Source organism: Bradyrhizobium oropedii (genome assembly GCF_020889685.1).
GTDB lineage: Bacteria > Pseudomonadota > Alphaproteobacteria > Rhizobiales > Xanthobacteraceae > Bradyrhizobium > Bradyrhizobium oropedii.
Genome location: NZ_JACMYO010000006.1, coordinates 54434 through 77716 on the forward strand (window position 1 = coordinate 54434; position 23283 = coordinate 77716).

19 protein-coding genes and 2 pseudogenes are annotated in these 23283 nt (G+C 61.3%); 8 read left to right on the forward strand and 13 right to left on the reverse strand.

What is annotated here, in order from left to right; genetic code table 11:
• Positions 1 to 102: 102 nt before the first annotated feature.
• The 4 genes from H8A95_RS03410 to H8A95_RS03425 are packed head-to-tail and all read left to right on the forward strand — an operon-like array spanning position 103 to position 3474.
• The gene (locus H8A95_RS03410) at positions 103 to 1395 is read left to right on the forward strand and encodes an alpha/beta hydrolase (RefSeq protein ID WP_229181829.1); all 1293 of its coding nucleotides are present in this window, start codon (positions 103 to 105) and stop codon (positions 1393 to 1395) included.
• Between the two features lie 13 nt (positions 1396 to 1408).
• Positions 1409 to 1792 (forward strand): hypothetical protein, encoded by a 384-nt coding sequence (locus H8A95_RS03415; protein WP_229181831.1) that lies wholly within the window; start codon positions 1409 to 1411, stop codon positions 1790 to 1792.
• A 3-nt stretch (positions 1793 to 1795) separates the two neighbouring features.
• Entirely contained in the window at positions 1796 to 2881 is a 1086-nt protein-coding gene (locus tag H8A95_RS03420; protein WP_229181832.1) for a PHA/PHB synthase family protein, read from the forward strand.
• Positions 2878 to 3474, forward strand: a complete 597-nt coding sequence (locus H8A95_RS03425; protein ID WP_229181833.1) for a GNAT family N-acetyltransferase — start codon at positions 2878 to 2880, stop codon at positions 3472 to 3474. The genes H8A95_RS03420 and H8A95_RS03425 overlap by 4 nt, the downstream gene beginning before the upstream one ends.
• Positions 3475 to 4016: 542 nt before the next feature.
• Here the strand turns inward: H8A95_RS03425 and H8A95_RS44070 are convergent.
• The 4 genes from H8A95_RS44070 to H8A95_RS03445 form a co-directional block, all read right to left on the reverse strand.
• Entirely contained in the window at positions 4017 to 6659 is a 2643-nt protein-coding gene (locus H8A95_RS44070) for a winged helix-turn-helix domain-containing protein (RefSeq protein ID WP_229181834.1), read from the reverse strand.
• Between the two features lie 509 nt (positions 6660 to 7168).
• Positions 7169 to 7570, reverse strand: coding sequence for a hypothetical protein (locus H8A95_RS03435; protein WP_229181836.1), 402 nt, complete (start codon positions 7568 to 7570; stop codon positions 7169 to 7171).
• 146 nt (positions 7571 to 7716) lie between these two features.
• Positions 7717 to 8922, reverse strand: a complete 1206-nt coding sequence (locus H8A95_RS03440; RefSeq protein ID WP_229181837.1) for an acyl-CoA dehydrogenase family protein — start codon at positions 8920 to 8922, stop codon at positions 7717 to 7719.
• 2 nt (positions 8923 to 8924) lie between these two features.
• Positions 8925 to 10025 carry an acyl-CoA dehydrogenase family protein gene (locus tag H8A95_RS03445; protein ID WP_229181839.1) on the reverse strand — a complete coding sequence of 367 codons (1101 nt, stop codon included), beginning with the start codon at positions 10023 to 10025 and terminating at the stop codon, positions 8925 to 8927.
• Between the two features lie 954 nt (positions 10026 to 10979).
• Between H8A95_RS03445 and trbL the strand changes: the two are divergent.
• From trbL to H8A95_RS03465, 4 genes and pseudogenes are all read left to right on the forward strand, one after another.
• Positions 10980 to 11706: pseudogene (gene trbL, locus H8A95_RS03450) on the forward strand (P-type conjugative transfer protein TrbL); the annotation flags it as partial.
• Positions 11707 to 11807: 101 nt separating this feature from the next.
• A pseudogene (gene trbF / locus H8A95_RS03455) lies at positions 11808 to 12420 on the forward strand (conjugal transfer protein TrbF).
• 569 nt (positions 12421 to 12989) lie between these two features.
• A complete protein-coding gene (locus tag H8A95_RS03460) occupies positions 12990 to 13391 on the forward strand; it encodes a septal ring lytic transglycosylase RlpA family protein (RefSeq protein WP_229181842.1) in 402 nt (133 codons plus the stop codon).
• A 262-nt stretch (positions 13392 to 13653) separates the two neighbouring features.
• Positions 13654 to 14574, forward strand: coding sequence for a LysR family transcriptional regulator (locus tag H8A95_RS03465; RefSeq protein WP_229181843.1), 921 nt, complete (start codon positions 13654 to 13656; stop codon positions 14572 to 14574).
• A 26-nt stretch (positions 14575 to 14600) separates the two neighbouring features.
• Here the strand turns inward: H8A95_RS03465 and H8A95_RS03470 are convergent, their stop codons facing one another.
• The 9 genes from H8A95_RS03470 to phaP form a co-directional block, all read right to left on the reverse strand.
• The gene (locus tag H8A95_RS03470) at positions 14601 to 15371 is read right to left on the reverse strand and encodes an esterase/lipase family protein (RefSeq protein ID WP_229181844.1); all 771 of its coding nucleotides are present in this window, start codon (positions 15369 to 15371) and stop codon (positions 14601 to 14603) included.
• A gap of 69 nt (positions 15372 to 15440) precedes the next feature.
• A complete protein-coding gene (locus H8A95_RS03475; RefSeq protein WP_229181846.1) occupies positions 15441 to 16238 on the reverse strand; it encodes an SDR family NAD(P)-dependent oxidoreductase in 798 nt (265 codons plus the stop codon).
• Positions 16238 to 16588: a hypothetical protein gene (locus H8A95_RS03480; RefSeq protein ID WP_229181888.1), complete on the reverse strand. Its 351-nt coding sequence runs from the start codon at positions 16586 to 16588 to the stop codon at positions 16238 to 16240. The genes H8A95_RS03475 and H8A95_RS03480 overlap by 1 nt, the downstream gene beginning before the upstream one ends.
• A complete protein-coding gene (locus H8A95_RS03485) occupies positions 16551 to 17141 on the reverse strand; it encodes an adenylate kinase (RefSeq protein WP_229181847.1) in 591 nt (196 codons plus the stop codon). Before H8A95_RS03485 ends, H8A95_RS03480 begins: the two co-directional genes overlap by 38 nt.
• A 97-nt stretch (positions 17142 to 17238) precedes the next feature.
• Positions 17239 to 18576, reverse strand: a complete 1338-nt coding sequence (locus tag H8A95_RS03490; protein ID WP_229181848.1) for an MFS transporter — start codon at positions 18574 to 18576, stop codon at positions 17239 to 17241.
• A 100-nt stretch (positions 18577 to 18676) separates the two neighbouring features.
• Positions 18677 to 20233, reverse strand: coding sequence for a WS/DGAT/MGAT family O-acyltransferase (locus tag H8A95_RS03495; RefSeq protein ID WP_229181850.1), 1557 nt, complete (start codon positions 20231 to 20233; stop codon positions 18677 to 18679).
• 136 nt (positions 20234 to 20369) lie between these two features.
• Positions 20370 to 22079, reverse strand: coding sequence for a long-chain-fatty-acid--CoA ligase (locus tag H8A95_RS03500; protein ID WP_229181851.1), 1710 nt, complete (start codon positions 22077 to 22079; stop codon positions 20370 to 20372).
• 29 nt (positions 22080 to 22108) lie between these two features.
• On the reverse strand, positions 22109 to 22876 hold the full coding sequence (locus H8A95_RS03505) for an SDR family oxidoreductase (RefSeq protein ID WP_229181852.1): 768 nt from the start codon (positions 22874 to 22876) through the stop codon (positions 22109 to 22111).
• A 37-nt stretch (positions 22877 to 22913) separates the two neighbouring features.
• Positions 22914 to 23282 (reverse strand): phasin family protein, encoded by a 369-nt coding sequence (gene phaP / locus H8A95_RS03510; RefSeq protein ID WP_229181853.1) that lies wholly within the window; start codon positions 23280 to 23282, stop codon positions 22914 to 22916.
• Between the last annotated feature and the right edge of the window lies 1 nt (position 23283).

Genomic DNA, 23283 nt, shown 5'->3' on the forward strand with positions numbered 1-23283 from the left:
GACGATGGCTCTGCTCTGGGCGCGGTCTAGCCTTACCGAGATGTCGGATGACCAGCTGTATCAGCGGGTAAAGTTCTACGACACCATTAGAGGAACAGTTCGTTGGGATTAGACGCCACGAAGAAACAGCACCCGTCGATCATCGGCCCCGGCATGCCAGCGACGCTGCGAGCCCGCCAGCTCGATCGCGAGGCGAGTCTGCTGCTACGCGCGACCTCGTCGCTAGTCGGGCAGCCGATCAGCCACGAACGAGTCGATAAGTTTCGCCGGTCCTGGCGTCTCCTGGCCGTGACGTACGGGCGCCGCGTCCCTGTCGCTTCCATTGTCGAGCACAAAATCGACAGCCCTGCCGGCGAGATCATTCTGCGCGTCTACACACCAAAAGGGCCGACGGGACTAAAGCCCGCCTTTCTCTGGTGTCACGGTGGAGGATTCGTGGTCGGTGACCTCGATTCGAACGACTCTATTTGCCGCGGCGTAGCGCATGCAGCTCAGGCCATCGTGGTGGCTGTGCGCTATCGCCTCGCCCCCGAGCATGATCTCTATGCCGGGCGAGATGACTTTCTCGCAGCGTTGAATTGGGTGGCAAGCCATGGCGCTTCGATCGGCGTGGACTCCAGTCTCCTTGCGATCGGCGGCGATAGTGCTGGCGGCAATATCGCCGCGGCCGTAACACAGGAGAACCTCCGTCGTGGCGGTCAGCCTGTGCAGTTGCAGGTTTTGGTCTACCCGGCTACCGATCTGCTGGCCGAGTTCGCCTCGAAGACCGAAAATGGGAACGGCTACTTCTTAACGGCCGATTTCATCGATTCGCTGCTACCACTCATCGAGCAGGGCAAGGACCTGACAGACCCCTGGATTTCACCTGCACGTAACTCGGACCTCCGTGGCTTGCCTCCAGCCTTAATCGTGACTGCCGGTTTCGATCCGATCCGCGACGATGGCCTCTCTTACGCGGCGCAACTGCGCAAGGCAGGAGTTCCAGTGGAGCTCTTGCACTATCCGGGCCAGTTTCATGGCTTCCTTAATTTTGATTCCATCATTGGAGCTGCCCGCGATGCGCTTTCCCGCATGGGTACATCGTTAGGGAGAGCGTTTCGCAACGCGCCCCCGGTGGATTGCTCGACAGAAATTTCGGACCAAGCGCCGGTACCCTGGTTGCGCCCGCAAATACCGACAGAACTCCTGACCGCTGCGCTCCTGGTTGGCAGGTCGATGCGGCAATTCAGCAGCACGACGGCGCGTTGGCTATCGCCGGAAATCGCGAGCGCGGCCGAGTGCTCCCTTCTTCCGTGGTGGCTGCCGGTGGCTCTGATGCGACGCGCGCTGACGGCCTATCTCAACCTGCCGGCAGCGCACCAGACCTACCCCTCGGGCCTTGATGCCTCATCCTAGCTGGAGATCCGTCATGAGTTCATCCCAAAATTTAGATCCCTTCGAGATGTGGCGACAGATTGTCACCAAGCTTGAGGGAGGCATTAACTCGATGGCAAACAACGGCATGAACTCGGAGGAGTTCTTGCGCGCACTCCATCAGTTCTCCCAGGTGTCTACCGGGATGCAACAAACCTTCGAGAAAGCGTTGGACGCTTACTTCAAGGCGCTTCGGCTTCCTAGCCAGAAGGACATTGCTGCCCTTGCGGAAGGGTTGCAGCGGATTGAGGACAAAATCGACTTGCTCGTTCCTATCGAAGAGCGTGAACCCACCGAACGCCGACCGGCCCGGACGCGCCAGCCGTCCGGTGAAGGCACTGTCGCAGCTGAACCGACATCTCCGCGCAGTGGAAGTTAGGCCATGGCATCACCAGGCGCGGCCGCTTCCGAAACATCAATGGCGGATCGTATTAGCGTCGAAATCGACCGCGCGATCCAACGCAACTTGAAGGGTTTCGGCTATCTCGGATCGCCAGATCCGGTGGTCGGGCAAACCCCGAAGACGCTGCTGCATCGTCGTGGAACGCTTAGCCTTTACCACTACAAGCCGATAGCAGATGAAGTCTATCGCGTGCCGATCCTATTTGTCATGGCGACAACGAATAAGGCTTTCATCTTCGACCTGACCCCTGGCCAAAGCCTGATCGAGTTTTTGGTCAAACGCGGCCACGACGTCTACGTGATGGATTGGAACGCGCCTACCGGAGAGGAACGCTATCTCAAGATCGATAATTATGTCCTCGACTTCATACCCGACTGTGTGCAACGGGTGCAGCGGCACTCGGGCGTCGACAAGGTAACCATCGTCGGCTACTGCTTTGGCGGCGTTCTTTCCGCCATCTACGCGGCGCTGCACCCCGACGGCCCGCTGAAAAACCTCGTGTGTTTTACGACGCCGATCGACTTCGGCAAGATGAAGCTGTTCCGTCAATGGACGGATGCGCGCCACTTTGATCTCGACCGGCTAGTCGATACGGTGGGTATCATTCCGCCTGAAATGATCACGTCCGGTTTTGACATGCTCCGCCCCGCGGGCCGCATAGCAGGTCAAGTCCGGTTGTGGGATAATCTCTGGAACGACGAGTACGTTGCCGCCTTTCGCCGGATGGAGCGGTGGGGGAAAGAGACGCTACCGTTGGCCGGCGAATACTTCCGCCAGACAATTAGGGAACTGATGCAGAAGAATGCCCTCAATGAGGGAACGCTGCACATCGGTGGCAAGCCGGTCGAGCTTAAGGCGATCAAGGTGCCGCTGCTACACGTGCTTGCACAACACGACCATATCGTCCCCCCCGAATGCGGCAAGCCGCTGGTCGAGCAAGTCGGTTCACGCGACAAGGAAGAGGTCATTCTGCCGGGCGGTCATGTCAGCCTCGTTGCAGGCGCGAATGCAGTCAAGCGGATGTGGCCGAAATTGGATCGATGGCTGGAGAGGCGATCAACATGAAGAACGTGCGCCGAGACTATCCACGCACCGTCGCCTGCAACGGCACAACGGTGGAGTTGTCCCTGCTGTCGTCCCGCGACGCGGCGGATCTCAAGGCATTCGTCGCGACACTGCCGGAGCACGACCTGCTGTTCCTCAGCCGCGACATCACCCACCCCAAGGTGATCGAGGCTTGGATCGCTGCAATTCCAGAAGGTCGAATTAAGAGCATTGTAGCGCGGGAAAGCGGTCGGATCGTGGGTTGCACCGCGATCGCGCTTCACGAACTGTCATGGTCGCGGCATGTCGGAGAACTTCGTGTCCTTGTTTCGCCTGCTATGCGCGGGAAAGGACTCGGTCGTCTTTTGATCCAGGAATGCTTCGTGCAGGCGCTGGAACTGGGACTCACCAAGCTATGCGTGCAGATGACTGTCGACCAGCGGGCTGCGATTTCAGGCTTCGAGAGCATCGGCTTTCGTGCGGAGGCGCTGTTTCGTAACCACGTCAAGGACCGCGAGGGCAAACTCCACGATCTCGCCGTGCTCAGCCATGACGTCGTCGAGGTGCAGTCGCGAATGCATGCCTTTGGAGTTTCCGACATCCTGAGCTCATGACGAACGGCTCTGGGCCTGAAGTCGCGAGAGCATATGGTCCGCGAATTCGCGACTCTTCTCTTCGTTTCATGGATGCGGACGATCTGACCGCCGGGTGCGCGGCGGAAGTCGTATCGCTGTAGTCACCGCAGCGATTGATCGTGGGCGTTCCGGGCGGTCGTCTGCTGCACCACGGTCTTGCCGAGTTAAAGTGCGATGAGACTTGGTTAAGTCGTCGTCGCGCTTTAGCCCTTTGTTTGAGCATGATCTTTTCGGAAAGCCACTTCGCACTTTTCCGGATCGTGCGTTAGTGAAGAGCGTCCGACCAAGTCAGACTACGCATAGGCTTGAGATTTGTCGCCGACTGACGGAGGCCGAGACCCTACGCTTGTTCGACAAACTGCTCGCTTCAAGAATGCTTCGTACAACTGAGGAGAGATTGCTGGCTAATTTGCGCGCCGCCTCGATATCCTGCCGTCCTGCCGTGCGGAAGAAGCCTGACAATCCTCAAGCTCGGAACGGAGAAACTCTTCGTAGCAACCAGGTATCCATTGTGTTTGCGCTCAACGGATCATGTCCATCCGACGGCCAATGGCGACAGCCTCGGTCCGGCTCCGGGCGTTAAGCTTGCTGTTGACGCTGCGCAAATGGGTGCGCACGGTGCTGTCGGAAATAGCAAGCCTCTCAGATATGGTCGAATTGGAGTGGCCATCGGCCACGAGTTGCAGCACTTGAAGCTCCTTTTGTGTAAGCGGCTCCATCTGTTGACCGTCGACTGGTATTCCAACGGAAACAGCGGAAGGACCAAATACGTTCCCAAGTCGTTGCACGTATTGGACGAGAACCGGATCGCTGCGTTTGGCTGGCATCTCTTCGAGCGCAGAATAAAATCGACTAACCAACCTGCCAACGCCTTCCCCCTCATCGACCAGAAGTCGCACGAACCCCTCTCGGCTCGCCTGCCGTAGGATGCCGGCCAGTGTTTCCGTTGCGGCAGATGGTTCACCGCTCCGCTGCAACGCCAGGCTTTGCAGGATACGCAATCGCATGACGCGGAGAAATCGTGACTGCTGCGCTGCGATGTCAATTTCATCCTGGAGGCGCGGAAGCGTCGCGCGCGCGTCGCCGAAGTGAATATCCCAACGTATTCGCGCCAACTTCAAATATTCCACCTCATGGGCAGGCAGCCTTTGACGTTCGAGGCGCTCCCATACGGGCGACTCGGCCGCGCGTTCGAGCTCTTCCATCGAGGCTTGCGCATCGCCCTGCAGCAACAGCAGGCGGCTACGCTCGAGCTTCGCGCTAGCGACAAGCCGCGGCAATCTCCGTCGGTGTCCAAGTCGTTCCAGCGACGTTAATACCTCAAATGCCTTTGTGATGTCGCGACGTTCGAAAGCAATACGGGTCCAAATCGTGTGTCCAATGATCATATGATCGGGCAAGACGACATCACATACCAAAGGTAGGTACGTATTCATAAGGTGCTCGGCGCCATTGAGATCATTGATCTCATATAACACTGCAGCGTACAGGAGACCGGCCCACGCGTTGCTCCTGACGTAGCTGTGGGATGCGTCCCGTGTCGCTTGCACGGCAGCACGAAACTTCGCGGTTGCAGCCTGCAGCCTGCCCCGCTGCAGATCGAACATCCCCTCAAGCGATTCTGCATACATATGATTGAAGGTGCTGTCGGCTCGAAGACGCCGCGCATCATCGATCATTCGCTGCGCTTTTCGATCCTCTCCCGTGATCAAGAAGACATTGGCCATCGCGTTGCATAGAACACTGTCGGCGAATGCGTCGCAGGTCGGAAGTCGCGCCAGGCTTTCCGGTCCGATCATGCTGGCTTCATCATAGCGATCTTGCATCGCCAGGATGAGAGGCTTTTGTGCACTGACATGCGCTACGACGTGCGCGTCCTCAGATGCGGAGCAGCTCGAGCGCTGGAGTTCCTCAGCAGCGAGCCAGGGGCCCTGAGTGAAGAGTGTGGCCCAGACGGATATGGCCTCTAGAAAAGGATGGGCCCTCAGGTCGAGCGCCGGTATTGCGCTGAACCAGCGCGACAGAAGTCGCATCCGGCCTTCCTCAAGAAGATGTTGCGCATTCGGCGCGAGCATGGACAGCGCGTATCCATAGTTGCCGCTCGCAATCGCGTGATCGATGGCAGGCACGGGTCGTGCGCGCGCTTCGTACCAGCGCGCGGCTGCGAGGTGCAGCCTAACCGTTACTTCCGGCTGCTCGACCATCAGGCGGGTCTGCAGATAGTTGGCAAATAGCGAATGGTAACGATATGTACGCTCTTCGTCCGGGACCGGGAGGAGAAACAAGTTCTGTTCGTCCAGCTTTTGAAGCATGAACTCAGAGTCATGGCCGGGAAGGAGCGCTTGACACAACGACGGATTTAGATGCCGCAATATGCTGGTGTAAAGCAAGAATTGGCGTAACTCATCTGGCTGGTAGGCCAAGACCTCTTCAGTGAGATAGTCGGCAACCGCTCTCGTGGAGCCCGAAAATCTTTCGACGAAATCGCCGCCAGGGCCCTGTCTCTCGATCGACATCGAGGCCAGCCAGAGGCCTGCGATCCATCCTTCCGTCTTGCTATGCAGGCGACTAACGGATTCCAGCGATAGGCCAGGTAAGCATCTCAGGCGAAAGTACTGCTCCGTTTCATCGAGACTGAACCGCAACTCATCGATGTCTAGATCGAGCAGGACGCCAAGGCTGCGCAGCCGGGCCAAGCCCAACTTCGGCGCGCTGCGCGTGCCTATAATGATGCGTCCGCTTCGCGGCAACTGTTCAATAATGGATCTTAGCAATGTGAGGACCGTCACCTCATCGATGAGTTCGAAATTATCCAGAAATATCGCAAACGGCGCGCATCTCGCGAGAGACTCTATGGAGTCCGCCGTTAGCTGTTCGCTCTGCTCTTCGCCGCTCAGACTATGTATTGCGAGATTCATGCATTTTGCGAAACGCGTCGCTTGATTGTCCGCACGATCCAGCGTCAACCAAGCGGTGGCCACGCCTCGCGCCTCAAGCGCCGCGCGGAATTGCAACATCGTCGCGGTCTTCCCAAATCCAGCAGGCGCTTGCACAAGCACGAGACGAGCCGCATCAGCGGCACATAGCTTGTCGCAAAGCCGCTTTCGGACGACCTGTGTCATCGCGACGGCAGGCGGCGACAGCTTGGCGGCAAGGCTGACCACTGATTGCCGCCCGGCTGCAGAATGCAATTTTAGTTGCCCTTGCGGCATCCCAGAACGCCGTTCCTCTCGTAACTTGTTGTGCCGCCGATCATTTAGCCGGCTGTTCGTCGAAGGATACTCCAACAGGCGGGGGACGCAAGCGGAGGCGCCCAGCCTGAATAAGCAGCCCGAACGTCAGACCGACCGGGTGCGGTCGATCCAAATATCAACCCAAGGTGATAGTAAAAAGAGGCTCGGTGTTCCCCGGCCAAGGACCGCAAACCACTGTCCATGCGGAGAGCATCGGCGTGCATGGCGCCAAGGCCCGTGTGGCAACGATCAAGAGCGCCGCTGCACGGACTGCAAGACCATCCTGCTAGGCGAACCGGGCTCTTCCGATCGGCGATGGACGGTTCACGAGGGAGATGAAGGGCTTTATATTGCGATCGCCAAATGGATCACGCGCGTTGGCCGGATTGGCGAGTGGAGTTTCACGTGTGTTTCGAGCTCAGATACAGTACCGATAATATTCACGATCCGGCAGGCAGAATGATGGCGTGTCCGAATTTGATCGCCACCTTGAACACGTTCTTAAGATCCGCGTCTTTGAGAACCTCGTCTGCCAAGTTGAAACGCGTGACCGAGCACCAAACGAAGCCCGGCGCGGGCCCAGGCAGAGCCGAGGCGCTCAACGCGTAGGCGGTACGGCCCCGATGCTTACGGCAGGCGTCCAACTCCACGAACTTCTGAAGCTGGGTCAGATCCGCCCCATTTGACGCCAGCAACCTCGCTCTGCGAGTCCGGACGGCGATTCTCGTGCGCTTAAGTTTGCGCGCAATTATGGATTCGTGCACTCCGCTGGTAGACCATTCCAGGAGCCTGCGATCATCGTCGCACGTCCAGAATTCGCCTTTTGGACGGGGACCGGTCATCTCAGGGGTCTCCAGAATGATACCGACTGACGTCTTATGTTCAATCCGACACCCATAGCGTCAACGGAACTCGGCTTGTCTTCGAAGATATCCGTCGTCCGATAGGTGTCACGCCGGTTCGCGCGCCATGTTCGAACCGGGCTGTTTCAGCCGCTGCGAACCTGCCGGAAGGGCACGTTGCGATCGACTTCGATCTCCTTGGGGAGATTGAGCACGCGCTCGCTGATGATGTTGCGCTGGATCTGGTCCGTGCCGCCACCGATCGACGTGAAATAGGCGTTGAACGCCAGAAAGTTCGCGTCGTCGCCGAAAGGATGGTCCGGACCTTCGAGCAGGCTTTCGGCGCCGACGATGGCGGTGCGGACGCGGGCTTCCTCGTGCAGGATGCGCGACATCGCGAGCTTGCCGAGCGACATCACGGACGACGATGTACCCTGTTCGAGATTCGCCTGTGCCCGCGCATTGTTCAGGGCGTTGAGCTTGCGAAGCGAGAGGACGGCGGCGAGATCCTGCCGCAGCGCGGTATCCTCGAGCCGGCCATAATGGCGGGCAAGCGCGATCAGGTCGTCGGACGTGGCGGAAATGCGCGCCCCGCGAGGGCGATCGCCCATCGTCGCGCGCTCATAGGCGAGCGCCGTCTGCAGCACGCGCCAGCCGTTGTTGAGTCCGCCCATGATGTTCGCCGCCGGAACGCGGGCATTGGTGATGAAGACTTCGTTGAAGTGGGATTCGTCCGTGATCTGCCGCAGCGGCCGCACCTCGACGCCGGGCTGTTTCATCGGAAAGAAGAAGAAGGTCACGCCCTTGTGCTTGGGAACGTCCCAGTCGGTTCGCGCCAGCAGCATTCCGTAGTCGGCGTGGGCGGCGCCGGAGGTCCAGACCTTCTGGCCGTTGATAATGTAATCCTCGCCGTCACGCTCGGCCCTGGTGCGCACGCCCGCGAGGTCCGAACCTGCCGCCGGCTCGCTGTACAGCAGGCACTGCACGATCTCGCGCTTCAGCAGACCGGGAATCATCTGGCGCTTCAGCGCCTCGCCGCCGAAGGCCAGCATCGTATTGGCGGCCAGATTGCTCTTGTCCTGGCGCGCGCCGGGTGCGCCGACGCGGGCGAATTCCTCGGCGATGATGTCGGCCTGTTCCGCGCTCAACGCGCGCCCAAACCAGTCCTTCGGCCAGGTCGGCACGGCCCAGCCCGCGTCGAGTACCTTCGCGGTCCACGCCTTGGTGGCGGCGGACAGATTCCACTTGTCCTGATCGGGCTGCAGGGTGCCGTCCCAGTTCGCGTCGAGCCAGGCGCGCACCTCGGTCCGCAGCGCGGCATCCGCTTTGTTGGTCTCTTCGATGTCGGCCATGGTCAAGCTCCGAGCTGCGTCAGATACCGTTCGCGATAGAGACTGGGTGATCCGAAAAGCTGCGCGTAGGCCCGCGCGCGGCGCAAATAGAGATGCGCCGGATGCTCCCAGGTGAAGGCGATGCCGCCATGCATCTGGATCGCCGTGGCCGCGACCTTCGAATAGGCTTCGGCGCAGGCGAAGGCCGCCAGGCTGACGGCTTCCTCGGCCTGATTGGTCTTCTCGGCCAGTTGCTCGGCGGCGTGTCGCGCGGCCGACGTGCTCGACTCGACCTCGATCATGAGGTCCGCGGCCATGTGCTTGAGCGCCTGAAAACCGCCGATCGGGCGACCGAACTGAATGCGGGTCTTGGCGTATTCGACCGTCATCTCGAAGATGCGCCGTCCGCCCCCGGCCTGTTCGCCGGCAAGCGCAACCAACGCCACATCGAGCGCTTCCTGCACCGCGGGCCAACCCATCTGCCCGACCTGCCGGGCCGGCGTATTGGCGAATTCCAGCCGCGCGAGGCGAAGCGTCCTGTCGAAGCTTGGAAGCGCGCTTCGCGTCAGTCCGCTGGCGTTGGCATCGACTTCGAAAATCCCAAGGCCCGAACCGGTCTTCGCGACGATCAAGAGGAGATTGGCGATCTGACCGTGGGTGACATAGGACGCGACGCCGTTGAGGAGCGCACCACCGTTCGCGGACCTTGCGTCGACCGTCACGCCCTCGGGCGTCCATGTGCCGGCGTCCCCCGTGAGCGCTACGGTTGCGATCGTGGTTCCGGCCGCAATACCGGGCAAGTACCTTGCCTGCGCATTCTTTTCGCCGCAGGCCGAGAGAAGGCTCGCCGCCAGCACGCCGCTCGACAGCAGAGGCGAGCACAGCAAGGCCGCGCCCGTTTCCTCCATCACCAGTTCGAGTTCAAGCGGGCCGAGGCCCGTTCCGCCATATTCCGGATCGATCAGAAGACCGACGATGCCGAGTTCCACGAGCTGAGCCCACAGCGCCGGATCGTAACCCTGAGGCGTTTCCATCGTCGATCGAACGGCGGTCTCCGAACTTCGGTCCTGCATCAGGCCGCGGACCGCGTCGCAGATCGCGTTCCTCTCTTCGGAGGTTGTCATGAAAGCACCCTGTCCTGTTCCAGAGGCATTCTTACGCAAGAATGCGCATGACTTAGCTGACGGACTCCACGCACGCATCGTCGTTTACGACGATTGTGTCCGATGAGACCTCAGAAGATTGCTCCTCGGTCTCGCGAAAACCGCCAATCCCTGCTCGCTGTCGTCGGTTATAGCGGCTTTCGTATCAAGCAATTTCTCCTCCGGGATTTTTCGGGAGTCTTGTATGTCGGCGCCAGAGGCCAAGGTAAGCGACGAGGATGCACCGTCGACGTAGCTCTGTACGGCAGGCCGCTGTGCGTAGAAGATGTCGCGCTCGAAGCGGGCCCCATTTCCTCCACGCGGACGGCGTCGGTAGCGCCGAAAGCCACCGAAACAGCGCACAGCCGGAAGATCGGCCTCATGCACATAGACGCGAGCGTCGGGAAGGGGATGCGGCCCGGCCATAGGGTCTTCGTGTAGGTGCCCCGTTACCACGCGGTCGATGTCATTGAATCGGGACCGAGAAAGTTCGAGACCATCGGCGCGTCGAACACCGCGCGAGTAGCGACGATGGGTGTCGCTCCGGTCTCCGAGCGTGCTCTCAATGCCCGAATCGCCGAGGACGTAAATTCGGTCCGTTCACGCGACGACATAGGGCGTGAGACTCGTCCAATCCGACGATGCATACGGGTCCCCTCCAGAACATCATCCCGTCTTCATGGAGGTCCGAGGATTCAGACGCTCGAGCCCGCCACCATCATAAAGATCGAACTGATAGCCTATGTCGATAACGAAGGGCGCTATCCGCGAGATTGGTCCTTATCCCTGATCGCCGGACTACTCGCTTTGATTTTTTGTTAGTCATTGCTCGAGAGAAAAGCAAAGTCTATTCCGACGATGCGCTAATCCCTTTTGGAGTTAATTATTGATGCTTGGCACCCCCGATCGGTTGCAAGCGCAGTCCCTCCCGGCATACTTGGCCCAGTAGATCACCTCATCGGCAACTGGAACAGCCTGGCGCGCATCGTCTTCGAGAGCTTCGCCGGTCTTGGGCTGAAAGCATCGGGTGCAAGCCTGTCCGCATCCGATTTCCTGAGGCCGGGAAAGATCGCTCAAGTAGGGCTCGACGCCGGCCGACCGCTGCTCGATTCGATCTCCAACCTGATGGGCTACATCAGTTTCTTGGAGAATTTCGTCCAGATTGTCGTTCTCCTGTTCGCCTGGGTGGTGGTGTTGCTCGCCTTTTTCATTCTGGCGATCCAGCTCTTTGTTACCCTGATCGAGTTCAGGCTCACGACGCTGGCCGGCTTCGTGCTCATTCCCTTTGGCTTGTTTGGCAAGACCGCCTTCGCAGCAGAGCGGGTCCTGGGCAATGTCATGTCCTCCGGAATCAAGGTCTTGGTCCTGGCCGTCATCGTCGGGATTGGATCGACCCTGTTCTCGCAGTTCTGCTGGCGTCGCGGAGGCAGGTCACTCGGCTGCCATGAACCCGCTGCGTCACGCAGCGGCTGCACTCGGCAGAGATGGGGAAGCCGGCGAGCAGGCTGCGAGCACTTCGACTGAAGGGCACCCCGATTGGGCGCGTCGCATGAAGCGTGCCCAGACCATTCGGCATGGTGCGTCGGCAGCCGGCCACGCGGTTCGCTCAGGCGATCACGGTGGCAGCGGCTCCTCCGTCGATTTGTCCGAAGGAGGGCGCTGACACACAGCCAATGCGCTTTCGCCATACGCCGCGCGGCTGCGCCTCAAATCCAGACACCGCACGACTTGAAACTGATCACTTGATCCCGGGGGCAACTATCGATGTTCAAACGACCTTCCGTACACTACGGAGGCAGCACAAGTTTGGGACGAACGCATCGGATCGGCGCGAGTGCAAGCGAAGAACTGGCGCCTGATGGCATTCGGCTGCCTCATGCTGTCAGCCGGTCTCGCCGGCGGGCTGGTGTGGCAATCGAGCCAAGGCTCGATCACGCCGTGGGTGGTCGAAGTCGATCATCTCGGCCAGGCCCAAAGGGTTGCGCCGGCCAACACCGACTATCAACCGACAGACGCTCAGATCGCCTACCATCTGGCGCGCTTCGTCGAGGATGTCAGAGGCCTACCGGCCGACGGAATCGTTCTGCGCCAGAATTGGCTTCGAGCCTATGATTTTACGACGGATCGCGGCGCCGCGGCGCTCAACGACTATGCGCGCAACAATGACCCCTTTGCCAAGCTGGGCAAGGTGCAAATCTCCGTAGACGTATCGAGTGTCATCCGCGCGTCTTCAGAAAGCTTTCGCGTAGCGTGGACCCAGCGCGTCTACGACAACGGCTCGTTGAGCTCGACCGAGCGCTGGACTGCAATTCTCTCGATAGTGATCGAGACACCCCGCGATGCCGAACGCCTGCGCAAGAACCCCCTTGGCGTCTAGGGTACCTATGACAAGACTCGCCCTTGACCTCCCGATATTGGGTTAGGTCGATCCCGCAACAACTTCGAGTCGAGCCGGGTTCGATTCCGGTCGGGACGATTGTGGAGACCGAAACGGCATAGGCGTGCCCGCGGCGAGAACCCTCCTGTTTTATTTTTGTCGGCGAATACGCGCGTCATCCTGCTGGTATTTGTGCTGGTATCGGCAGCAATCGACGACAAAAGTTGGTTCAAATTCAAATGGTTAGAGCTCTAGGCAATTATCGGCCAGGGGCACCAAACCAAAGATAAGAACTCACGACTCCAGTTCGATTCCGGCTTTATTCGCCCTGTCGAGAACGCGGAATTCCCGTCGAAGAGCGGGACAGGGCCGGACGACGGAATGCTTGCACGAATCCCGATCGATGACGTGACTTTCGGCACTTTCGGTCAAGTCGCCCTCACCGCCAAATTGCACCGTGCGGTCTTTCCGTACCCCATCCCTGACCGCGCTGGGTCCCCCGGTCAATATGCATGATCACAGCCGGGGGACCTTCTACTCAACCGCGCCTTCTCAGGGATTGCGACGACATGAGCCACCGGCAATCCATAGGTTTTCGTTGCACCGTTGGGGTGGTGTCATGCCTGATCGCACTATCCACGCCCGCTCACAGCAGGGGCTTCGATTGGTTCTTTGCCCATACTCGGAAGCCTCAGAGCCCGTGTTCGGGACAGCACGTCGTCGCAAGCTTCTATTCTTCGGGGCGGCGCACGGCAAATGGTGACATATTCGACGCCAGTGGGCTAACGGCAGCGCACCGCACCATGCCCTTCGGTTCGCGAGTAACGCTCGTGAATCCCGAGAACGGAAAGTCGGTGACCGTTGTAATCAACGACCGCGGCCCGTTTACGCGCGGGGTGACAATCGATCTGACGCGCGGCGCAGCTCGTGCGCTCAACATGCATCGAACGCAGTGGGTGTGTATGCAATGATGTCGAGCGGCTGAATCTATTGCAGCCACGGGTCGAACATTGTTGCTTCGGGTTGTTAAAATCAGCTTGGCGATCCTCAACGGGGCGCCTGCGACCCGACCGAGCTGCACCTTTGCTTCTCGGCGTGCAGCCTCCGGGTCCACACACTCCATGAAGACGCAGGCGCCGCCTCGTTCGATGCGGCGCCACCACGACGTCCTTGCATAAATAGCCGCACAATTGAATATTCGTTGCGCTGCTTGCAATGACTGGGGCTAGGCCGATGAACACCAAGCTGGAGCCGCGTCGACTGCGCTATTTCATGGAGGTGCTCAATAGCGGCTCCGTGCGTGGCGCCGCCGGCGCACTCGGCATGGATGCCTCGGCGGTCAGCCGGGCGCTTGGCCTGCTCGAGCAGGAATATGGCGCGCCCCTGCTCGAAAGGCGCGGCCGCGGCGTTTCGCCGACCGACGCGGGCCAACTGCTGGCCGCCTACGTGCACCGCCAGCAGAGCGAGCGGCAGGTGCTGCTCGCGCAGATGGACAGTATCCGCAAGGTCGAGACGGGTCATATCGACCTCGTCACGGGCGAAGGTTATGTCGACTGGCTGGCCAAGACCAGCCTGTGCCGCTTCATGAAAGCCCGCCCGAAGATCACAATCAGCCTCGACATCGGAAGCACCGACGAGATCGTCCAACAGGTCGTGGGCGAACGTGCCCATATCGGCGTCCTGTTCAACCCGCCCCGGGACGATCGGCTGCGCTCGCATCATTCGCAGCCGCATCCAATCAAGGCCATGGTGCCGCGCGGGCATCCGCTGATCCAGCTCGGCCGGCCGCTCAAGCTTGCCGACCTGGCGCCATATCCGGGAGCCGCGATGCATCCGAACTACGGTCTGCGCCAGCATGTCCAGGCGGCCGAGATCAGCGAAGGCGTCCGTCTCGATTTCGCTTTCACGACGGCTTCGTTCGATGCGCTTGCCCATTACGTGACCGCCGGCCTCGGCTATGCGCTGGTGTCGCGCCTTGCGATGACCGAGGCTGATGCCGGCAAGGTGGTGGCGTTACCGATGAGAAACGCTCTGCTACATCGTGGCCGCACCCACGTCGTCTCGCGTCAGGGACGCACATTGCCGCCCGCCGCGATGGAGCTGCTGCGGATGATGGTCGGCGAAATGCGCGCGACTTCAAGCGGTGCGCGATAGGCTACGCAAGCTGCGCTCTCACAAATCTAGTCGCGACGCGTTGTTGCGGGAAACCAGATCGCGACCTGCGGAGGCGGACGAAACGCCTTCCAGGTGCCGGGCGGCTGGGCAAGGCGGTCGGCAATGACCCACAACGCCGGCGCATGAAAGCCAAGCCCGATATGCGTCGTGCTCACCTCGACGTTCTCGCGTCCTTCTCCTTGCTGCTCCAGGCACGCGCGCCACGCCACGACGCCATCGGCGCGGGTATAGATCGATGTTGCCGGCACCGGAATCGGTTGCGCGAGGCGGCTGATACGCTCGGCTGTCGGCGGCTCGTATTTCCGGCCGGTCAGAAGCCGCCAGATCGCACGGACATTGCTCGCTCCCGGCGCGGCAAACGGACTGCCGAGCGTGATGACCATCCGCACCGACGCCGGGATTTGCCGCGCGACTTCGCGTGCAATGATGCCGCCGCGACTCCAGCCGACCAGGCTGACCTTCGAGCCGCCGCGCTGCTCGAGCTCGATGACTCGCGCCGCCACCGCGGCAAGGTCCGCGTCCGGTGCACCTATATTGCGACCGCGGCCCCATCCATGGACCTCGTAACCGAGAAATTCGAGGAATGAGCGTATCGCCAGCGTCGATCGGTCATCGGCGCCCAACCCGGGCAAAACCATGACCGGATGCCGCTGTCCCCGCGGCGCGGTCGCCAGAAGCGGCGCTGCCACTGCAAGAAGGGCCGGGATGTCGAGAAATCCGCGCCCTTCCGCGGCAAGCAGGGCGAGCGAGGGAGGTTCGATGGCGTCACGTCCCATGATCAGCATCCGTTGTGGTGGTCGAGACTAGCTCCTGGCACTATGCATCGCCTGGCAAACACGCGCCCGTCACGCCGGCGGTGCGGACCTTCCGAACACGCCGCCGATCGCCCGCAACAACCAACTCGGCTGATACTTGATCCATTGGACCGCCAGCTCATTGGCCAGTCCCGCGACCTGCACCGGCTTTCCTGCCATGCAGGCGCGATAGCCCTCCTGCGCGACGGTCTTCGCGTCCATGATCATCATGCTCGGCATGTTGCCGAGATTGGTGCCATGGACCATTCCGGTGTCCGTAACGCCCGGACACAACGTCGTCAGGGTGATCTTGCTGCCGCTCAATTCCTGCGACAATGCCTCGCCGAACGACAGCACATAGGCCTTTGACGCGGCATAAACCGCCAGGTTCGGCACCGGCATGAACGCCGCGACTGACGCAACGTTCAGGATCCGTCCGCTGTTGCGCTCGAGCATCGGCGCGAGGAAGAGACGTGTCAACGCCGTGATGGCGACGACATTGACTTGCAACAGCCGCAGCTGTTCGTCGAGGCCGATTGCGCTGAAGCGTCCTTCGAGCAACAGGCCGGCATTGTTCACCAACAGATCGACCCGTATGCCGGCGTCCTTCAGCGAATCAAATACCGCCTGCGGTGCCCCCGGTTCACTCAGGTCGGCGGCAACGATGGTCACCTTGGTGTCATGATTGGCCTTGAGCTCGCGAGCGAGATCCTGCAGCTTGTCACGGCTGCGCGCCAGCAGCACGAGGCTGAACCTGTTCGCCGCGAGCACGCGTGCGAGCTCGAGCCCGATGCCTCCCGACGCGCCGGTCACCAGCGCGCACTGCCCCTCATTTCCGCTGACCGACATCAAGGCCCTCCCTTCGTTGTCAGAACAGGTCTGCGCAATCCGCGGACGGCACGGGCAAGCAGCCGCCCGCGCGCCAGACGACGGTCATCGCGATGCGGCAGATAGGCGGGTGTGCCGGCGCTTTCCCGCTCCTCGGCATAGGAACGGGAAAACTGGTCGATCGCCCGCAGCAGCGCCTGGGCTTGGGCGAATTGATCGGCCGTTTCGCTCACGTCGCCCAACGACCTGCGCAAGGGCTCCAGCACATCGATCCGGTCGGGATGGCTGGACGGTCCGGATCGCGGGTCGAGACTTCGCGCAGTCGACATCACATCACCGATCGCCTTGGCCGATTGCGCTGACGACGTCACAGGCGACGGCCTCGACCGGTTGCAATCCGTCCACCGTCCGGAGGATGTTACGCGATCGATAGTAGTCGACCAGCGGCGCCGTTTGCTCGTTATAGGCGTCGATACGTATCTTGAGCGTTTCGTGATTGTCGTCGCCGCGCACCGCGCCGCCCTGCTCCCGCGCTTCCTGGGCCCTCGCCTCGATCCGGTCCAGCAATACGGTCTCGTCGGCCTTCAGCTCGACGACGTGGTCGATCGCAAGACCTTCGGCATCGAGCAGCTTGTCGAAGCTGACCGCCTGAGCCATCGTCCGCGGGAAGCCGTCGAGCACAAAGCCACGCCCGGCATCTGCTTGCGAGATGCGCTCGATCACCGTGGCGATCACGAGCTGATCCGGAACAAGTCCACCATTCATCATGATATCCTTGACCTTCCGTCCGATGCCGGTGTCGGCGTCGACCGCGGCACGCAGCATGTCGCCGGTCGAGAGGTGCGGTATGCCGTATTCCTCGACCAGACGTTTCGCCTGCGTTCCCTTGCCCGCGCCGGGCGGCCCCAGCAGAACGATCCTCATCGTATTTGTCCCGATACTCGCTTGATCACCAACGGCATTCCAGCGGAGCTTCGAGCGATCCGCACCCCCGCCCGGGGCCGGATCGCTCGTAACGTCCTCACGCCATCGCCAGGCGCGCGGCAGGGGCAGGCCGCATCGAGAACAGCAGCAGCAATCCCGACAGCACATAGAGCGCCATCACGAAATACATGCTGTAGATGTTGTCGCCGGTGCTTCGTACGATCATGCCGTTGATCGAGGGGCTGATGGCCGGACCGAGGTTTCCAAGGCTGCTGATCAGCGCAAGCCCGCCGGCGGCGGCGCCGGTGGAGAGATATTCGCTGGTCAGCGCGAAGAACAGCGGCGTCGCAGACGCAATTCCAATCACCGCAAAGGACAACGCAAGGATCGATCCGACGAGATTGCCCTGCATCAGCGTGGTAATGAACAGGCCGGAGGCAGCGATCGCAACGCAGGCGGTATAGTGCCAACGGCGCTCGTGCCACTTGTCGGAGTGACGGCCGATCAGGATCATGCCAATCACGCCAGCGGCATTCGGGATCGCGGCATAGACGCCGACAAGAAACAGGTCCTTGACGCCCCAGCTCTGGATCAGGGTCGGCAACCAGAACACCATTGTGTAAGTCGCGCCGAGCAGGAGCAGATAGACGAACGACAGCACATAGACCTTGGGGTCCTTCAGCATCTGCCCGAACGTTCCCGAAGGTTCGCTCTGGATATCCTTCTCATCGTGCTGGAAGGTCTCTTCAAGCAGCGCCTTCTCGTCCGTCGAAAGCCAGGCGGCCTGGTCGGGCTTGTCCTCGAGCAGGGCGTAAACCAGGATACCAAGGATCAGCGCCGGCAATCCCTGTACGAGAAACAGCCACTGCCAGCCATGAAGGCCGGCGGCACCGTCGAAATACTTCAGGATTGAGCCGCACAGCGGACCCGCGATCACGGATACGATCGTTGTTGCCGACATGAAGACGGCGATCACCTGCCCGCGCCGCGCCGACGGATACCAATAGGTGAAGTAGAGAATCACGCCGGGAAAGAAGCCGGCCTCGAACACACCGAGCAGGAATCGCACCAAATAGAACTGGAACGGCGTCGAGACAAACATCATGGCGGTCGCCGCAAGTCCCCACAGCACCATGATACGCAGCAGCGTCTTGCGTGCGCCGATCCTCTCCAGCAACAGGTTGCTCGGGACTTCGAAGAGGAAGTAGCCGATAAAGAAGATTCCGGCACCAAGGCCGTACACCGCCTCGTCGAACGGCAGCGTTTGCTTCATCTGCAGCTGCGCATAACCGATATTGATACGGTCGAGATAGGCGATCATGTAGGCGATCAGCAGAAGCGGAATCAGCCGCCAATCGATCTTCGAGAACAGGGATTTGTGCGCCGGGCTTTCCAGGACCGACAGAGATGCCTTGTTTGCGGCGGGCGGGTGCATTCCGGTTTCCTCCAAATGTTCTTTTGATTCCAAGGGCCGAGCGGGCGACACGGTGGCGTTCCCGGCTCCGGCGCAATGATCGATTGAACGGCCGGTCCGGCTAGCTGGCCCGGCTTGCCTTGTCGTTTGCGGCGGCCGGCGGCACCTCGTCTGTCTGGATGACCGTCACCGACGCCGCGGTCGAAGCTGGCGCCTTCGATTGAGCCGCGGTCTGCGCCGTTAGCTCGACGATCTCGGCCTCGACCGGCGGCAGGGCCTCGATCTCGCGCAGGGCTGCCCGCAGGTGCTCGATCATCTCGTAGGACTCGTCCTGCGACAGCACCCGTCGGCACGCGGTCAAGCCGAATTCCAGCAAGCCCGCATAACTGTGCACCGTGATGTTCAACGCGCTGCCGTGATAGGGGATCGACACCGGGAAATAGTGCACCATCCGTGCGCCAGCCATATACAAATGCTGCCCCGGCCCCGGCACGTTGGAGATCAGCACATTGCCCGCAGCCGGCATGCGGCTCGCAAGGTTGGAGCGGCCAAGCAGCGAGGCGAGTCCGGTCATCAGCCACGGCGAACCCGTGATAGGCACGTCGACGCCGAGCACCGGCTTCAGTTCGCGCACGACCGCCTTGGCCGCCTCGGATGACGCGTGGATCGCCTTGAAACGGGTCGGCAGGTCATCGATGTCGGTCGCCAGATCGACACGGACAGCCGAAACCTGGTTGTTCATCGCCTTGTCGCCTTCCGCGCGGAGGCTGACCGGCACCATGGCGATCAAGGATTCCTTGGGTAGCAGCCCGCGCTCGGTGAGGAAGCGCTGCAGTGCGATGCTGCACATCGCCATGACGATGGTGTTGACCGTGCCGCCGACACGTTTGCCCAGCACCTTGATGTCCGCGAGCGGCAACGACATCGTGCTGTAGGAGCGTTGATTGGTGATGGAGTCGTTGAACACCGTCTTCGGCGCCAACCCAAGGCTGAGCGAACGCTCCCCTTTCTGCGACCGCTGGGTGGCCATCACGCTCGCTGCCGTGCCGAGTGCCTTGGCCGCTGTCGGCAGGAGTTCTGCGAGCTTGCGATATTGCTGGGCCGCATTGTTGGCGGCCGCCTGCAAGAGCTCGGTCACGCCGAGCTGGTATTGCCCGGTCGAGGCGCGCTTGCGCCGCGGCGGCGACACCTCGCGCATCTTGGGCGAGATATCGTAGAGCACCTTGGCGAGTTCGACGCCGGCCTTGCCATCGACACCACTGTGATGCGCCTTGGTATAGAACGCGACCTGGCCGTTCTCGAGGCCGTCGATGACATACATCTCCCACAGCGGGCGGCTACGGTCGAGCAGCGAGGCGTGCAATCGTGCAACGAGTTGCTCGAGCTGCGCCGTGGTGCCCGGTCGCCGCAAGGTGACGGTCCGCACGTGATAATCAAGCTCGATGTCGTCGTCCTCGATCCAGACCGGCTCGGCGAGCTGGAACGGCATCTGCGCCAGCTTGCGGTTCAGCAATGCCGAGAGATGGAGGCGTTTGCCGAGCATCTCCTTGACGTCTTCGTAGTAGTCGCCCTGGTAGCCCTCGGGGAGATCGAAGACCATCAGGCTGCCGACATGCATCGGCGTTTCCGGCGTTTCGAGATGCAGGAACGATGCATCCATGCTGCTGAGTTGGTCCATTCTCTCCTCCCGTAGCGGTGTGACGGCGATGGCCGTATCCGATGACCGCGTGCCGATACCTCGCACACCACGGTCTTGCATTGCAGTCAGTGCCTGAACCTCGCGGCCGCGGCCGCCGCGGCTCACGCAGGCGTCTTCACGCCGACGCCCGGGCCCTGCGCTCCTCCTCGTCGTACAATTCCTTCTTCGAGAGCTTGCCGACCGCGGTCTTCGGCAGTTCGGCGCGGATCTCGAGCGCCTGCACCATCTCGTGCTTGCCAAGCTTATCCTTGAGGAAGGCCTGAAGCTCTTCGAGCTTGAACGGCTTGGCGTCCGCCTTCAGCTTGACGAAGGCCTTGGGCGACTGGCCGCGATACTCGTCGCGAATGCCGATGACAGCGACCTCTTCGACCGCCGGATATTTGTAGATCGCCTCTTCGAGGACGCGCGGATACACGTTGTATCCGCTGCACAGGAGCATGTCCTTGGTGCGGTCGACGATGAAGATGAAGCCGTCCTCATCCATGTAGCCGACATCGCCGGTGCGCAGGAATCCGTCCGCCGTCGTGACCTCGGCGGTGGCGTCCAGGTTGTTCCAGTAGCCCTTCATGACGTTCGGGCCCCTGATGCAGATTTCGCCGCGCTCGCCGAGCGGGACGTACGTGCTGCCGTTGTCGACATCGAGGAACTTGATGACGATGCCGGGCATCGGCATGCCGCAGGAGCCGGCCTTGCGCATCGATCCAGTCTGCGCCGGCGTGAAGGTGCCGCTCGGCGAGGTCTCGGTCATGCCCCAGCCTTCGCTCAGATTGCAGCCGGTGATCGACGCGAACTGCTGCGCCACCTCGAGCGGCAGCGGCGCTCCGCCGGACCCACAATATTTCAGCGTGCGCAAGCTGTGCTTTGGCGTCTCCGGGTGGTTGATCAGCGCCGTGAACATCGTCGGCACCCCACAGAACACGCTGACCGATTTTGTCGAGATTTCCTCGAGCGAGGCCTTCGGATCAAAGCGGACATGCTGGATGATCTCCGCGCCCATCAGGACGCCGAACAGCACGTTCACGGACAACGCGTAGATGTGGAATGGCGGCAGCACGGCAAGGAAGCGCTCCTGCCCGTCGACCAGCACCGGCGGTGAGCCCGCCGTGGTGGCCCGGTATTGCTGGCACGCGCTGGTCAGATTGGCATGGGTGAGCATTGCGCCCTTCGGCAGCCCGGTGGTGCCGCCGGTGTACTGCAGCACGGCGATCGTCCCGCTGGGATCGTCGATCGCATAGGCTTCGCAGGCGCCGTCATTGTGGATCAGTTGGCCAAAGCTGACGTGATTATCGTCCCACGTCACCGCACTCAGCTGCTTGGCCGCCTTCATCTCGCCGATGACCTTGTCGGGATCCGCCGTGAACTCGCCGACCGTACCAACCACCAGCTTCTTCAGCCTGGTCTTGCCCAGCATCGCCGCCATCTGCGGATAGAGCGAGACCATATCGAGGGTGATGAGAATATCGGTGCGGCTGTCCTCGATCTTGTGCTCGAGCACCTTGGCGGCGTCGAGCGGCGAATAGTTGACCGCCGTACCGCCTGCCTTGAGGATGCCGAAGAATGCGATGATGTAATGCGGCGTGTTGGGCAGATAGAGCCCGACATGGACACCCGGCTTCACTCCGAGCAGTTGCAGGCCCTTCGCCACGCGATCCGTCAGCCGCCCGAGCTCACCATAGGTGATCCGCTTGCCCATGAAGTCGATGGCAGGGCGCATCGGCCATTTGGCAACGGCCTCGTCGAGAATCCGCTGCACCGGTCCAGGAGCGATGTCGATATCCCAGCGCACGCCGTCGGGATAGGATCGTATCCAGGGCATGTCGTTCATCAGCTCTCTCCGTTGTATTGTCGCCGAGATCAGACAGCGGTGACGCCGCCATCGACCGCAATCGTCTGGCCGGTAATGAATGCACAGGCGTCGGAGGCGAGCAGCGCTGCGACACCCTTGAGGTCTTCGGGACCGCCTCCGCGATTCATGGGAGCCATATGCGAGGTCGTGCCCTGGTCGAGCTGAGCGGTCATCTTGGTCGGGAAATAGCCCGGCGCGATCGCGTTGACGTTGATCCCGAGCGGCGCCCATTCATTGGCGAGCGTGCGGGTCAGATTGACAACCGCACCCTTGCTCGTGTTGTAGGCCAGCGTCGGCGTGCCTTCCGGATAGCAGCCGGTCAGCCCCTGGATCGATGCGATGTTGATCACCTTGCCGCTGCGCCGCGGCACCATGCAGCGGCGGCCAACTTCCTGCGTGGCGACGAAGATCGCGGTCACGTTCAGGTTGATCACCTTGTTCCAGCCGTCGAGCGAATGCTCGATCGTCGGCGCGCCCCATGACGTGCCTGCGTTGTTGACCAGGATGTCGATCGGGCCGAGTGCCGCCACGACATGTTCGACCATCGACGGGATCGTCTCCGGCTTTCCCATGTCGCAAACCACGGGCAGCGCATCGACCCCCAACCCCTTGAGGTGAGCGGCCGCCGCGTCGAGTTCATCGCGCTTGCGCGCGGTGATCGCGACCTTCGCGCCAAGCTCGCCCAGCACCTCGGCAATCTGGAGGCCGAGACCTCTCGATCCGCCCGTGACGAGCGCGACGCGACCCGTCAAGTCCTGCAACTTGGCCAGACTCATGGCTTCCCCCGATCGTTGGCACCTCACAAGGGCGGTGCTATTTTGGCTGCAACAGCTTCTGCAGGTTCGCGAGGTTCTCCTGCATGCGGTCCTGCATGACCCTCCAGGCGTTGTTGCGAGCCTGCGCCTCCATCTGCGATAGCTCTCGGAAGTTCGCGACGGCCTTCTCGACCTGCTGCTTGGCGGTCTCCGCCTGATTTGTCAGGATATCGCCGCTGCCGAAACCCTTCATCGCCGCCTGCCACTGTGCGAGCGTTTCCTGCAGGATCTCGTTGCGCCGGCTGACCATCGCCTGGATGCCTTCGTAGGCTTGCCGGTTTGCCTCCGCCAACGCCTCCATGTCCTTGCGCTGCCATTCGATCAACGCGGCAACGTCGATCCCGGGCAGCGTGAACCTCTCAGCCATT

What these genes read in the sequence shown, in the direction of transcription:
- H8A95_RS03415 (WP_229181831.1), top strand. Translation starts at nt 1,409, where the DNA reads ATGAGTTCATCCCAAAATTTAGATCCCTTCGAGATGTGGCGACAGATT.
- H8A95_RS03420 (WP_229181832.1), top strand. Translation starts at nt 1,796, where the DNA reads ATGGCATCACCAGGCGCGGCCGCTTCCGAAACATCAATGGCGGATCGT.
- H8A95_RS03425 (WP_229181833.1), top strand. Translation starts at nt 2,878, where the DNA reads ATGAAGAACGTGCGCCGAGACTATCCACGCACCGTCGCCTGCAACGGC.
- H8A95_RS03435 (WP_229181836.1), bottom strand. Translation starts at nt 7,570, where the DNA reads ATGACCGGTCCCCGTCCAAAAGGCGAATTCTGGACGTGCGACGATGAT.
- H8A95_RS03440 (WP_229181837.1), bottom strand. Translation starts at nt 8,922, where the DNA reads ATGGCCGACATCGAAGAGACCAACAAAGCGGATGCCGCGCTGCGGACC.
- H8A95_RS03445 (WP_229181839.1), bottom strand. Translation starts at nt 10,025, where the DNA reads ATGACAACCTCCGAAGAGAGGAACGCGATCTGCGACGCGGTCCGCGGC.
- H8A95_RS03460 (WP_229181842.1), top strand. Translation starts at nt 12,990, where the DNA reads ATGAGCCACCGGCAATCCATAGGTTTTCGTTGCACCGTTGGGGTGGTG.
- H8A95_RS03465 (WP_229181843.1), top strand. Translation starts at nt 13,654, where the DNA reads ATGAACACCAAGCTGGAGCCGCGTCGACTGCGCTATTTCATGGAGGTG.
- H8A95_RS03470 (WP_229181844.1), bottom strand. Translation starts at nt 15,371, where the DNA reads ATGGGACGTGACGCCATCGAACCTCCCTCGCTCGCCCTGCTTGCCGCG.
- H8A95_RS03475 (WP_229181846.1), bottom strand. Translation starts at nt 16,238, where the DNA reads ATGTCGGTCAGCGGAAATGAGGGGCAGTGCGCGCTGGTGACCGGCGCG.
- H8A95_RS03485 (WP_229181847.1), bottom strand. Translation starts at nt 17,141, where the DNA reads ATGAGGATCGTTCTGCTGGGGCCGCCCGGCGCGGGCAAGGGAACGCAG.
- H8A95_RS03490 (WP_229181848.1), bottom strand. Translation starts at nt 18,576, where the DNA reads ATGCACCCGCCCGCCGCAAACAAGGCATCTCTGTCGGTCCTGGAAAGC.
- H8A95_RS03495 (WP_229181850.1), bottom strand. Translation starts at nt 20,233, where the DNA reads ATGGACCAACTCAGCAGCATGGATGCATCGTTCCTGCATCTCGAAACG.
- H8A95_RS03500 (WP_229181851.1), bottom strand. Translation starts at nt 22,079, where the DNA reads ATGAACGACATGCCCTGGATACGATCCTATCCCGACGGCGTGCGCTGG.
- H8A95_RS03505 (WP_229181852.1), bottom strand. Translation starts at nt 22,876, where the DNA reads ATGAGTCTGGCCAAGTTGCAGGACTTGACGGGTCGCGTCGCGCTCGTC.
- phaP (WP_229181853.1), bottom strand. Translation starts at nt 23,282, where the DNA reads ATGGCTGAGAGGTTCACGCTGCCCGGGATCGACGTTGCCGCGTTGATC.